We start from the raw sequence: 12,970 nt of genomic DNA on the forward strand, positions 1-12,970 counted from the left end.
CGCCCTCACTTCCCCAGTTCGATCGTCACCTTCTCGACCTTGCCGGTAAACCGGAACGGCAGCTTGTAGGTCCAGTCGACGGGCGAGCCGGTGTCGAGGCCGATGTCCAGGCCCTCGAAGATGGCGAACTGGATCGGCACGGAGCGCTCGATCCGCCCGCCGGCGACTTTCTTGCCGCCGGCCTTCAGGGTGAACGCGCCGCCCTTGCCCATGCCGCCGCCGTCGTAGTCGAAGGCCACCTCGATCGTCGTCCTGCCCGCCGGCAGGGCCGCTTCGCCGGCGAAGGTGGGCCGCTCCTGGCCCAGGAAATTGTAGACGAACACCGGGCGCCCCTCGCGCAGATAGAGGCCGTAGCCGCCCTCCGATCCGCCCTGGGTGACGATCATGCCGCTGGCCTTGTCGTCCGGCAGGTCGACCTCGGCGGTGATGGTCCAGGACTTGTTGAGCATGGGCAGGCAGGCCGCGCCGGGCAGGGCGGTCATGCCCTCGTAGTAGATGGCCCTGGTGCGCTTGCCGATCAGGCTGGGGCGGCCCATGGCCTCGGCGTTCATGCGGATCGTGGCCCGCCAGTCCAGCGGCAGGACGCTGTACTTCGAGGCCTCGGCCCACCACAGGTCCTGCAGTTCGCGCAGCTTGTCGGGATGGTCCTTGGCCAGGTCCCGGGCCTGGGAGAAATCCTCGTCGACCTTGTAGAGCTCCCAGACGGCCTTGTCGGGATTCCAGTTCTCGTCGCGGGTCGGCTCCCAGGGCACGAACGACGGCGCGGAGGCCATCCAGCCGTCATGGTAGAGGCCGCGGTTGCAGCCCAGTTCGAAGTACTGGGTGCGGCGCAGGCTGGGCGCCTTGGCGTCGCCGGTGGTGAAGGCGAAGCTGATCCCCTCGATGGGCTTCTGCGCCACGCCGTTCAGCTCCAGCGGCGCGGTGATCCCGGCCCACTCGTAGAGGGTGGGGACGATGTCGATCACGTGCAGGAACTGGTCGCGCAGGGCCCCCTTGTCCTTGATGCCCTTGGGCCAGCTGACGATCAGCGGGTTGCGGGTGCCGCCRAAGTGGCTGGCCACCTGCTTGGTCCACTGGAACGGCGTGTTCATCGCGTGGGCCCAGGACGAGGGGAAGTGGTTGAAGTGCTTGGGCCCGCCCAGCTCGTCGATGGCCTTGAGATTGTCCTGCCAGGTTTCCGGGAAGCCGTTGAAGAACAGGTTCTCGTTCAGCGAGCCCTCCAGCCCCCCCTCGGCCGATGATCCGTTGTCGCCGGCGATGTAGAGGATGACGGTGTTGTCGGCGTCGGGCAGGTCCTTCACCGCGTCGACCACCCGGCCCATGGCTTCGTCGACCTGGGCCCCGTAGGCGGCGAAGCATTCCATCATCCGGGCGTAGAGGCGCTTCTGGTCGGGGTTCAGGCCGTCCCAGGCCGGCAGGCCCTTGGAGCGTTCGGTCAGCTGGGTGTCGGGCGGGACCACGCCCAGCGCCTTCTGCCGCTCCAGGGTCTTCTCACGATAGGCGTCCCAGCCGTCGTCGAACTGGCCCTTGAACCGGTCGATCCAGGCCTTGGGGGCCTGGTGCGGCGCGTGGGTGGCGCCGGGCGCGACATACAGGAAGTAGGGCTTGTCGGGGCGATGCTCTTGACCCGCCGGACCCACTCGACGGCCTTGTCGGCCAGGTCCTCGGTCAGGTGGTAGTCGGGGTCGTCCGAGGCCGGGACCAGGTTGTGGTTCTCGTACAGCACCGGGTGCCAGTGGTTCATGTCGCCGGCGTTGAAGCCGTAGAAGTAGTCGAAGCCCAGGCCGTTGGCCCAGCGGTCGAACGGGCCGGCGGGGCTGGTCTCCCAGGTTGGGGTGTTGTGGTTCTTGCCGATCCAGGCGGTCATGTAGCCGTTCTGGCGCAGCACTTCGGCCACCGTGCCGCAGTTCCGGGGCAGCACGCAGGTGTAGCCGTCGAAGCCCGTGGCCGCCTCGGTGATGCCGGCGAAGGTGGCCGAGTGGTGGTTGCGGCCGGTGATCAGGGCGGCCCGCGTCGGACTGCACAGGGCCGTGGTGTGGAAGCGGTTGTAGCGGATCCCCTCCTCGGCCAGCCGGTCCATGGTGGGCGAGGGCACCCCGCCGCCGAAGGTCGAGAACTGGCCGAAGCCCACGTCGTCCAGCAGGATCAGCACGATGTTGGGCGCGCCTTGCGGCGGCTGCACGGGCTGGGGGAACTGGGCCGGATCGGAGTCCTTGAAGGTCCGGCCGACCTGGCCGGTGAAGTGGAAATCGGGGCGCGGAAGGTGGTCGGGCGTGGACACGGCGGGGCTCCCTGGCGGGCTGCGGGCCAGGGGGAGAATTCGGCCGGTCCAGGGGAAAAACGCCATTGGGCGAACCCCTCCGGGCGCGGGGGAAACACCCTATTCGGCGGTCTCGGCATTCCGGGTCTCGCGGTCCGGGTGCGCGGGAAGGGTGGGTGTTGTTCTGGTTGTGTTCCGGTGTTAAGCTCGCGTCATGACAGTCCGGGTCGATATCGACGAACTGGCCGATCTGGCTGAACTTCTTGCCTACATCGAGGCAGGGCAGGAGGTGACGTTGGCGCGAGGCGGGGAAACAATCGCGATTGTTCGTCCGCCCGAGCCCGTGGTGAAACCACGAGATCGTATTCCGGGAGCTCTGGCTCATTTAGGGCCGATGGACGATCCCGACCTTTTCTTTCATCCGGATCCTGAATTCATCGAGTTGGCGGAATCGCGCGACGAGGATGACTTCTATCGGCCGCTGCCGTCTGACGAATGAACGTCCTGCTCGATACGCACGCGGTGATCTGGTGGCTGCTCGATCCGAGAAGGCTTTCGGAGTGGGCCAGGGCCTGTATCGGTGATCGCGAACGACGCCTCTGGGTGAGCGCAGCGAGCGCTTACGAGATCGAATACAAGCGCAATCGAGACAGGTCGCTCCATCGCTTTCCAGCGAACATCCCCGACACCATTCCGATGTTTGGTTTCGAGTGGCTGCCGATAGACGCCCACGACAGCTTTCACGCCGCCCGTCTCGACCAAGTCCATCGAGATCCGTGGGATAGGACGATCGCGGCGCAGGCCGCACGCCGCGATCTTATCTTGGTCACCAAGGATGAGGTGCTGTCGACGGCCTGCAGAAGGTGGAAGGTGTCGACCGCCTGGTAGCTCTACCGCGTCGGGACCGGCACGTCGCCGCGGTAGTCGTAGAAGCCGCGGCCGGTCTTCTTGCCCAGCCAGCCGGCCTCGACGTACTTCACCAGCAGCGGGCAGGGGCGGTACTTGCTGTCGGCCAGGCCCTCGTAGAGCACGTTCATGATGCTCAGCACGGTGTCCAGGCCGATGAAGTCGCCCAGCTCCAGCGGGCCCATCGGATGGTTGGCGCCCAGCTTCATGGCGGTGTCGATGGCGTCGACCGTGCCGACCCCCTCGTACAGGGTGTAGATCGCCTCGTTGATCATCGGCACCAGCACGCGGTTGACGATGAAGGCGGGGAAGTCCTCGGCGTTGCTGGTGATCTTGCCCAGCGACTTGGCGAAGGCCACGGCCCGCTCGTAGGTCGGCACGTCGGTGGCGATGCCGCGGATGATCTCGACCAGCTTCATCAGCGGGACGGGGTTCATGAAGTGCAGGCCGATGAACCGCTCGGGGCGGTCGGTGGCGCTGGCCAGTCGGGTGATCGAGATCGACGAGGTGTTCGAGGCCAGCAGGGTGTTGGGGCCCAGGTGGGGCTGCAGGCCGCGGAAGATCGACTTCTTGATCTCCTCGTTCTCGGTCGCCGCCTCGATGGCCAGGTCCGTGGCGCCGACCAGGGCCAGGTCCTCGGCGGGGGTGATCCGCTTCAGGGCGGCGTCCATCGCGTCCTGGTCGATGATCCCGCGGTGCACCTGGCGGGCCATGTTCTTCTCGACCAGGGCCAGGCCGGCGTCGATGCGCTCGCGCGAGACGTCGTGCAGGCGCACGTCGTAGCCGCCCAGGGCGACGACATGAGCGATCCCCGACCCCATCTGGCCGGCGCCGATCACGCCGACCGTCTTGATATCCGTMATTCAGACTAGCCTTGTTCGAGGCGAGGCAGGGCGTCGCGCGCCGTGCCCGAGTTCATGCCGGCTTTTCTAGCACGACGAACCCCGTCGTCGCCAAGGCTTTGCTGCGACGCAGCGGAAAGGCCGCAGGGCTCCCCCTTCAAGGTTGTGAATGCGGTTGTCATCCCGGAAAGCGCGAAGCGCTTGTCCGGGACCTAGGTGAGCCGCGAGGCCTTCGCCCAGTCCCCTGGGTCCCGGACAGCCTCTTCGAGGCTTCCGGGATGACAACAATGGGAGATAGGCTCCGCTTCATGAACAGCCTCCGCCCCTCCCGCCGCCACGCCCTGGCCCTGGTCGCCGCGGCCGCCGCGACCCCCGCTTTCGCCGCCGCGCCCGCCGAGGACTGGAAGGCCCTGGCCGCCGATGTCCGGTCCGAGTTCCAGTGGGCCTGGCGCGGCTATGTCGCCAAGGCCTGGGGCAAGGACGAGATCAATCCGGTCAGCGGCACGTCGTCGTCGTTCTTCGTCGAGGGCCACGACCTGGGCCTGTCGCTGGTCGAGGCGCTGGACACCCTGTGGATCATGGGGCTGGACGCCGAGTTCCAGGCGGGCGTCGATTGGGTGAAGTCCAGCCTCGACTTCGACGTCGACGGCAATGCCCAGGTCTTCGAGACCAACATCCGCCTGGTCGGCGGGCTGTTGTCGGCCCACCTGGCCTGCGGCGATCCCGTGCTGCTGGCCAAGGCCCGCGACCTGGCCGACCGCCTGGCCAAGGCCTTCGAGGCCTCGCCCCACGGCCTGCCGTATCGCTACGTGAACCTGCGCACCGGGGCGGTCAGCGACCCGGAGACCAACCTGGCCGAGATCGGCACCTACCTGTCGGAGTTCGGCGTGCTCAGCCAGCTGACCGGCGACCGGAAGTATTTCGACATGGCCAAGCGGGCCATGCGCCACGCCCTCGACCGCCGCTCGAAGATCGGCCTGATGGCGGCCAACATCCATGCCGTGACCGGCGACTTCACCAGCCGTAACGCCAGCATCGACGTCTATGCCGACAGCTTCTACGAGTACCTGTGGGACGCCTGGGAGCTGTTCGGCGACAAGGACTGCAAGCGCTGGGCGGTCGAGTGCGTCGACGCCCAGCTGGCCCATCAGGCCAAGCGCTACGACGGCCGGCTGTGGTTCCCGATGGTCGACTTCGAGACCGGGGCGGTGACCGCCACGGCCCAGAGCGAGCTGGCCTGCTACTATGCCGGCCTGCTGGGCCAGGTGGGGCGCAAGGCCCAGGGCGACGACTACCTGGCCTCGTTCACCTACCTCCAGCAGACCTTCGGGGTGATCCCGGAGTCCATCGACGTCACCACGGCCCAGCCGCGCCGCAAGCACACCGGCCTGCGCCCGGAATATCCCGACGCCTGCCTGAACCTGTGGCTGGGCGACCGCGACGAGCGCTATCGCAGGCTGGCCGCCATCCACTATCGCGAGATGAAGGCCACCAGCCGCGCGGCCTTCGGCTACACGGCCCTGAAGGACATCACCACCCGGCCGATGACCCAGGGCGACAACTGCCCCGGCTACTGGTGGTCCGAGCAGATGAAGTACTACTACCTGCTGTTCTCGGACACGCCGCGCATCGACTACGCCCGGCTGCAACTGAGCACCGAGGCCAATGTGCTGCGCGGGTTCAGGACGGCGTAGGTCTGCGCCTTTGGCGAGAGTGATCCTCCCCGTGGATTGAAAACCTTCAACTCTGGGTTAGGCTGGCCGGCGACGGCGCCCTGGAGCGCCGACCTCGGGGGGCGGGGCGCGATGGACGATCAATCGGAAGGCGGGCAACCGGAAAACGGCCAACCGGAAAACGGGCAACCGGAAAAGGCCTCGGCCTGGAAGCGGTTCAAAGGCCGCCTCGCGCCGATCCAGGCGTTCTGGGCCGCGCTGGTCTCCGACCTGGAAGCCATCCGCGGCGCGCCGGCCGTGGCCGCCCTGCTGGTGGTCTGCGCGGCGCTGATGTTCATGGAGCAGGGCGCGGACCTGGCGGTGACCGCCGGGTCGGACACCTGCAAGGCCAGCTGGATGGTGCTGGCCACCGCCTTCTACGGCTTCCAGTGCTGGTTCTGGACCCGCTACATCATCGAGCAGCACCGGCGGCGCGAGCCCCAGGCGTTCGCCGCCCGTCGCCGGCAGTCCAAGCTGATCGACTGGCTGCGCGAGTGGACGCCGCGCCTTCTGGGCGGCGGGCCGTTCTTCATCGCCGGGGTGGCGACCTGGCGGGCCGAGGTCGACCTCTGGGCCTTGCCCTGGATCTTCTTCGGCCTGGGCCTGGTGGCCGTGTTCGTGCTCTGGGCCCGACGCCACGTCACGATATACTTCCAGCTGGACAACCGCCGGCTCAGCCGGCTGACCCGATGGGGCACCTTCGTCCTGGGCCTCGTGTCGATGGCGGTGCTGTGCGTCTGGCCGGTCGGTCCGTCGCAGTTCCTGGGCGCGATCAGCGTGGTCTTCCTGGGCCTGGCCTTCATCACCGCCGCCCTGGCCTCGATGCTTCACGCCAGCCGTTCGACCCGCCTGCCGGTGCTGACCGGACTGGTGTTGCTGGCCCTGGCGTTCAGCTTCATCAACGACAACCACGCGATCGGCCGGCGCACCCTGCAGCGCCGGCTGGAGGCCGACCAGGCCTTGCCGCTGCCGCCCGCCCGCCCGGTCGCCCCTGCGGCGGCCGACCGTCCCGACCCCAAGACCGGCAAGGACACCATCGCCATGCGGCTGGAGGCCTGGTGCCGGGCCCAGGGGCCGCAGGCGTGCCAGCCGGGCGGGCCGGAGACGCCGATCGTCTTCGTCGCCGCCCAGGGCGGGGCGTCGCGCGCCGGCTACTGGGCCGCCGACGTCCTGGGCAAGCTGCAGTACGAGACCAAGGACCAGCCCCGGCCCTTCAGCGACCGGGTGTTCGCCATCAGCAGCGTCTCGGGCGGCTCGGTGGGGGTGATGGCCTATGTCTCGACCCTGGCCGACCGGCCCGACCTGGACGGCGCGCCGTTCGCCGACCGCGTGGCCGACGTGGCGGGGATCGACTATCTGAGTCCGGCCATTTCGGGCCTGCTGTTCCCCGACCTGGCCCAGCGCTTCCTGCCCGTGGCCCTGCCGGTCCTGCCCGACCGCGCCGAGACCCTGGAGACCGGCTTCGAGTCCGGCTGGCGGCAGCATTGCGCGTGGGCCGGCGACGAGAGCGCGGGCCAGGCGCGGTGCGCCGAGACCGACCTGTGGACCCGGCCGTTCCTGTCGCTGTGGCGGCCGCGCGCCGGCGCGCCGGCCCCGTCCTGGCTGCCCATCGTGATGATCAACGGCGCGCGGCAGGAGGACGGCCGGCGGATSATCACCGCCGACATCGCCATCACGCCCGAGGACTTCCCCAACGCCGTGGACTTCCACGCCCTGACCGGCCGCGACGTGCGGATTTCGACGGCCATTCACAACGGCGCGCGCTTCCCGCTGGTCAGCCCGGGCGGGACCCTGATCGACGCCAACCGCCAGAGCCAGGGCCACCTGCTGGACGGGGGCTATTTCGACGGCGGCGGGGTGACCTCGATGGCCGACGTCGCCGCGGCGGCCCTGCGCCTGGCCAACGCCGGCGGGTACAAGCTCAAGCCGGTCTTCATCGAGCTGAACAACGCCACCAACAGCGACGACACGGCCGCCGACCTGATCCGGGCGGGGGCCGAGGTCTGCGAGACGCCGCCGGGCGGCAAGCCGCCCGAGGGCTGCGAGCCCAACCCGCTGTTCAAGGCCAAGCCGCAGGACTTCGCGCCCGACGTGCTGGGGCCGCTGCTGGGCCTGGCCGCCTCGCGCGGCTCGCACGACACGGCGGCCGCCATGTCCCTGGCCCAGACCGTGCGCAACCACGGCGGCGACATCGCCCCCGACGACCGCCCCGCCCCCGGCGAGGCCGCGCCGAAGGCGGGTCCCGAGGAGGCCGGGGAATGKGGCGTGTCGCCGACCTATCGCCTGGTGCATCTGTGCCGGCCCAGCAGCGGCCAGGTGCCGATGGACTGGGCGCTGTCCAAGAGCGCCATGCAGCATGCCGACGAGGCCCTGGGCATCCAACCCAAGCCGAAAGGGGCCCAGCTGCTGATCGCGCCGGACCTGAAGATGAAGAGCGCCTGCCTGGCCGAGACCCGGCTGCGCGACATCCTGGCGGACGTCGGCCTCCAGGCCGTCGGCGGCCAGACCCGCCCCGCGCCGGGCAAGGCCAAGGGCCAGGACCTGTGGCGGTGGCTGGCGGCGGCGCTCCTGGCGATGGCGATCGGCGCCGGCGTCATCGGCTGGGCCGACCGCAAGCTGCGCCGGATGAAGCTGCCCACCACCCTGGGCCTGCAGCGGCGGCGGACAGCCGAGGCGTTCGACGCGGCGGTCGCGCGGTGGCGGGCCGCGTCGGCGGATCAGCCCAAGGTCTTCGCCTATGTCCGGACCGCGTTCGGCTTCGACCTGGTGTTCATCGCCGGCTATGCGGCCTTCGCCGTGGTGCTGGCCCGGCTGCTGTTCCTCAACCAGCCGGTCACCGGCGCCGGCGCCCCGCTGCATGCCTATCTGACGCCGATGTTCCAGGCCGGGGCCGGGCTGGTGCTGCTGGCCGCGCTGGCCGATCTGGTCGAGGACGGGCTCGAGGCCTGGATGATCGCCAAGGGCGCCCGCAGCGGGACGGCTTGGGCGGCCCAGGTCGCGACCTGGGCCAAGTTCCTCCTGCTGGTGGCGGGCGCCCTGGCCCTGGTGGTCGGGGCCGTGCTGGGGTGCGAGCGGGGCGGCTAGCGCTAGGCCGCCCGCGCCGCCCGGGCGGGCGCGTCCAGCCCCACGCTCGCCAGATACGCCTCCAGCCGCGCCCCGTCCGTCGCGGCCAGGAACGCCGCGACATAGCCGTCCGGCCGGATCAGGGCCGTCTGGCCCTCGGCCAGGCCGAAGGTCCCGCCCAGCACGTCGCCGGGGTCCTGGAGGTCGCCGCTCGCGCCGCCGACGCGGTGGACGTGCAGGCCAGGGCGGGGCGCCGGCAGGGCGGCCGGGTCGGCGGCGCGCGCCAGCAGGGTCCAGTGCGGACCGGCCAGCAGGTCGAACAGGCGCTTGGATCCGCCGGCCGCGCCCTCCAGGCGGCCGTCGGGCGCGCGGTCGCCGGGCTGCAGCAGGTCTTCCGGCCGGACGGCGTCCAGGGCCAGCGGCGAGAAGCGGTAGCCCAGGTCCAGCTGGTGCACTTCGCGGCCGCGCTTGATCTCGCCCTGCTTGGCCTTCTCCAGCAGGCCCGTGGCCAGGCCCAGCATGCCGGCGGCGATGGGGCGGCGCTCGGCCTCGTAGGTGTCGATCAGKGCGTCGGGCGCGCCGGCCAGCACGGCGGCCAGCTTCCAGCCCAGATTGTAGGCGTCCTGCAGGCTGGTGTTCAGGCCCTGGCCCCCGGTCGGCGGGTGGATGTGGGCGGCGTCGCCCATCAGCAGCACCCGACCCACGCGGTAACGGTCGGCCAGGCGGGCGTTCATGCTGTAGGCCGAGGCCCAGTCCACGCGGTTCACCTTCAGGCGGCCGACGGTCCAACGGTCGTCGATGAAGGCCTGCAGGCCGGCGACGGACAGGTCGATCTCGGCTTCGAGGGGGATCGGCGCCTGAAGCTGGAACAGGTCGGTGTGGGGCAGGGGGCACAGGCCGATCTGCCGGTCCATGTCGCCCTCGCCGCAGCGATGCCAGAAGTCCCGCGACAGGCCTTCCAGGGCGATGTCGGCGACCACGGCCCGCACGCCCAGCGTCTTGCCGGGGAAGCCGATATCCAGGGCGTGACGCACGAACGAGCGGCCGCCGTCGCCGCCGACCAGCCAGCCGCAGCGGATCGTCTCGACCCCGTCCGGGCCGGCGACCGTGGCCGTGACCCCGTCGGCGTCCTGGTCGAAGCCCGTCAGCTCGAGCCCGTACTCGACCGTCCCGCCCAGCTCGGCCAGGCGCTCGCGCAGCACCGCCTCGGTGCGAAACTGCGGGACCATCAGGGGCGTGCGGTAGGGCTCCTCTGGCGTCGGCGGCGAGACCATGACCTCCTGGCTGTCGGTGAAGGTCCCATCGGCCTTGTGCAGGCGCTGGACCGGATAGGGCGCGCCCACGGCCGCCAGGCGGTCGATGACGCCCAGGTCCTCCAGCACCTCCAGGGTGCGGGGCTGGATCCCCTTGCCGCGCGAGCCGGCGAACGGGGCGGGCAGCTTGTCGATCAGCCGGATCGCCACGCCGCGCCGGGCCAGGTCGATCGCCAGGGTCAGGCCGGCCGCGCCGGCGCCGCAGATCAGGACTTGAGTGGAGGTGGAAACTTGCTTGTTCATGGCCGCCTCGATAATGTGTGTATTGCGCACACATATCGAGACCGCGAGATCCATGTCAACAAATAATGTGCAAAATACACATATCTTGCGTTCGCTGCCCGAGCTGCACCGGTCGCTGATCGACATCGCCAGCGTGCTGAACCGGCCCGAGAACGACGCCGCCCTGCTGGAAAAGGCCGGGCTGGCGCTGGAGCGCGCGCTGTTCCCGCTGCTGGTGTTCATCCAGCGCCTGGGACCGATCGGCGTGGTCGACCTGGCCGGCCGGGTGGGGCGCGACCACACCACGGTCAGCCGCCAGGTGGCGCGGCTGGAGGAGCTGGGCCTGGTCGAGCGCCGGGCCGGTCAGGCCGACCGCCGGGTCCGCGAGGCGGTGGTCACCGCCAAGGGCCGCGCCGCCACCGACGCCCTGGACGCCGCGCGCGGGCGGATGGCGGTCCAACTGTTCGAGGACTGGAGCCCGCAGGACTTCGACGACCTGGTGCGCCTGATGCGCAAGTTCGCCGACGGGATGAGCGGGATGACCGAGGACGGCGGCTAGGACGCGGCCGCCGGCAGGCCCAGCGAGGTCCGCAGGAAGGCGTCGGCGCGGTCCAGCATCTGGGCGCGGACGACGCCGTCGTCCAGCTGGTGGTCCAGGCCCGGGAAGACCACGAGGTCGGCCTTGCCGCCGGCGGCCTTCAGGCGCGCCAGCATCAGGCGGGACTCGGCCACGCCGACATTGGCGTCCTGGTCGCCGTGGAACATCAGGACCGGGGCCTTGATCCGCGCGGCGTTCTGGGCGGGCGAGCCCTCCTGCACGTGCGGGCCGCGACCGATGAAGGCGTCGACCAGCTTGAAGCTGGTGTAGTGGCGCGACTCCTCGCGCAGGGCGTCCAGGTCGGTGACCGGGGCCACGGCGACGATGGCCTTGAACAGGTCCGGGTCCAGCACCGACGACTGCAGGGCCGCGTAGCCGCCGTACGACCAGCCGACGATGGCCAGCTTGCCCGGCGCGGCGATCCCCTGGTCCTTCAGCCAGCGGCCGGCGTCGTTGACGTCGCCGATCGCGGTCCGCCACGACTGGAAGCCGTTCTTCTGGAACCAAGCCTCGCCATAGCCGGTCGAGCCGCGGAAGTTGGGCTGCAGCACCGCGTAGCCGCGATTGGCGAAGTACTGGGCCAGCCAGTCGAAGCCCCACTCGTCACGGGCGCCCGGTCCGCCGTGCGGCATGACGATGGCCGGCAGGTTCTTGCCGTCGCTGCCCGCGGGCAGGGTCAGATAGGCCGGGATCTGGGTCCCGTCGGCGGCCTTGTAGGTGACCGACTGGACGGTCGCCAGCTTGAACGCCGCCAGCTCGGGGCGCTCGTCCACCACCTCGCTGAGCTGGTGGGTGCTCTTCTGGTAGATGTAGTAGCGGCCCGGATCGACATCGCCGCCGGCCCACAGCAGCAGGTGGTCCTCGTCCAGGCTGGCGTCGACGAAGCTGATCAGCGGATGGCCGGGCAGGGCCTTGGTCAGGCCCGCGGCCAGCTTCTGCAGGGCCGGGTCGAAGAACACGGTCTGGCGCTTGTCGGTCACGAAGCTGGCGCCGACCACGCGGCTCTGGCGGCCGATCTCCACCAGCTCGTCCACGTCGACGTCGTCGCGCGCCACCAGCACCTCGTGCTTGCGGGCTTCGTCCAACGAGATGCGGCTGACCACCCGCCGGCCGTCCACCCACTCGAAGCCGTAGGCGGCGTTCAGGTCGCGATCCACCGCCACGGGCGCGAAGCCGGTGTCGGCGTCGGTGTCGTAGGTGGTGAAGGGCCGCCAGTCGCCGCCGTCGGTCGGGCGATAGTAGTAGTTCAGCTGGCTCCGGCTGTAGCCGTCCGTGGTCTTGGGTTGCCGGGCGTAGAGCCGGACCACGCCGTGCTGGTCGGAGACATAGTCGACCACGTCGGGGCGCGGCTGTTCCACCGTCAGGCGCTTTAGGGTGTTGGTGTCGACCCGCTCGACGGCCAGGCCCTGCTTGTGGTTGGCCAGGATGGTGCCGGTGCTGGCCTCGGGCACGTAGGTGCGGGTCATCAGGACCGAGCCGCTGGTGTCGCCGGCCAGCCAGTCGACCACCTCGCCGCCGTCCTGGTGATAGCCCAGTTCCAGGCCCCGCTGGCGGACGCTCAGTTCCTGGACTTTGCCCCCGTCGGCGTCGAGGGCGATCGTGCGGGTGTAGGCCAGTCGGTTTCCGTCCTGCACGACGTTCATGAAGACGCCGCAGACCAGGCGGGTGTTGGACACCCAGCGGCAGCTGGTCAGGCGGTCCGGGTCGCCGCTGGAGGTCAGGATCGGCTTGAGCGCGCTTTCGCCGTTCAGCCGCGCCACGAACAGGGCCGAGCCTCGGCCCGCCAGCGACTGGACCAGGGCGATCGACTGGCCGTCGGGAGACAGGCTGGCCTGCTGCACCCGGGGACGCGCTCCGAAGGCCAGGGCCGCCGGGCTGGCGGCGGGACGGTCGGCCGCGTGCGCGGCGGTCCAGGGCGTGGTCAGGACGAGGGCGGAGGCGGACAGGGTCAGGCCGGCGACGGCGGCGTGGAAGGCTTTGGGCATCGGTGTCTCAAGCGAAAAACAACCCCTGATAGGCTGGAGTCGGCCGGCCGCCCATAGCCAAGCTTGGTG

9 protein-coding genes and 1 pseudogene are annotated in these 12,970 nt (G+C 70.1%); 5 read left to right on the plus strand and 5 right to left on the minus strand.

The window, feature by feature from the left end; translation table 11 throughout:
• Positions 1-5: 5 nt before the first annotated feature.
• Together AC1U89_RS18295 and AC1U89_RS18300 are read right to left on the minus strand one after the other, a co-directional pair.
• The gene (locus tag AC1U89_RS18295) at positions 6-1,640 is read right to left on the minus strand and encodes a sulfatase-like hydrolase/transferase (RefSeq protein ID WP_479901082.1); all 1,635 of its coding nucleotides are present in this window, start codon (positions 1,638-1,640) and stop codon (positions 6-8) included.
• 53 nt (positions 1,641-1,693) lie between these two features.
• Positions 1,694-2,347 (minus strand): annotated as a pseudogene (locus tag AC1U89_RS18300) (sulfatase-like hydrolase/transferase); the annotation flags it as partial.
• 127 nt (positions 2,348-2,474) lie between these two features.
• Between AC1U89_RS18300 and AC1U89_RS18305 the strand changes: the two are divergent.
• Positions 2,475-2,759, plus strand: a complete 285-nt coding sequence (locus tag AC1U89_RS18305; protein WP_479901083.1) for a type II toxin-antitoxin system Phd/YefM family antitoxin — start codon at positions 2,475-2,477, stop codon at positions 2,757-2,759.
• Entirely contained in the window at positions 2,756-3,148 is a 393-nt protein-coding gene (locus AC1U89_RS18310) for a type II toxin-antitoxin system VapC family toxin (RefSeq protein ID WP_479901084.1), read from the plus strand. Before AC1U89_RS18305 ends, AC1U89_RS18310 begins: the two co-directional genes overlap by 4 nt.
• A 2-nt stretch (positions 3,149-3,150) precedes the next feature.
• Here the strand turns inward: AC1U89_RS18310 and AC1U89_RS18315 are convergent, their stop codons facing one another.
• A complete protein-coding gene (locus AC1U89_RS18315) occupies positions 3,151-4,029 on the minus strand; it encodes a 3-hydroxybutyryl-CoA dehydrogenase (protein WP_479901185.1) in 879 nt (292 codons plus the stop codon).
• Between the two features lie 287 nt (positions 4,030-4,316).
• Between AC1U89_RS18315 and AC1U89_RS18320 the strand changes: the two genes are divergently transcribed.
• Positions 4,317-5,702 (plus strand): glycoside hydrolase family 47 protein, encoded by a 1,386-nt coding sequence (locus tag AC1U89_RS18320; protein ID WP_479901085.1) that lies wholly within the window; start codon positions 4,317-4,319, stop codon positions 5,700-5,702.
• Positions 5,703-5,813: 111 nt separating this feature from the next.
• A complete protein-coding gene (locus AC1U89_RS18325) occupies positions 5,814-8,804 on the plus strand; it encodes a hypothetical protein (RefSeq protein ID WP_479901086.1) in 2,991 nt (996 codons plus the stop codon).
• Positions 8,805-8,806: 2 nt separating this feature from the next.
• Here the strand turns inward: AC1U89_RS18325 and AC1U89_RS18330 are convergent, their stop codons facing one another.
• Entirely contained in the window at positions 8,807-10,339 is a 1,533-nt protein-coding gene (locus AC1U89_RS18330) for an FAD-dependent oxidoreductase (protein ID WP_479901087.1), read from the minus strand.
• Positions 10,340-10,424: 85 nt separating this feature from the next.
• Here AC1U89_RS18330 and AC1U89_RS18335 point away from each other — a divergent pair, with 85 nt between their 5' ends.
• Positions 10,425-10,877 (plus strand): MarR family winged helix-turn-helix transcriptional regulator, encoded by a 453-nt coding sequence (locus AC1U89_RS18335; protein ID WP_479901088.1) that lies wholly within the window; start codon positions 10,425-10,427, stop codon positions 10,875-10,877.
• Here the strand turns inward: AC1U89_RS18335 and AC1U89_RS18340 are convergent.
• Positions 10,874-12,901: an alpha/beta hydrolase family protein gene (locus AC1U89_RS18340; RefSeq protein ID WP_479901089.1), complete on the minus strand. Its 2,028-nt coding sequence runs from the start codon at positions 12,899-12,901 to the stop codon at positions 10,874-10,876. The two genes, AC1U89_RS18335 and AC1U89_RS18340, sit on opposite strands and share 4 nt — an antisense overlap.
• Positions 12,902-12,970 lie beyond the last annotated feature (69 nt).

It is taken from the genome of Caulobacter sp. 05T431, assembly GCF_056665975.1.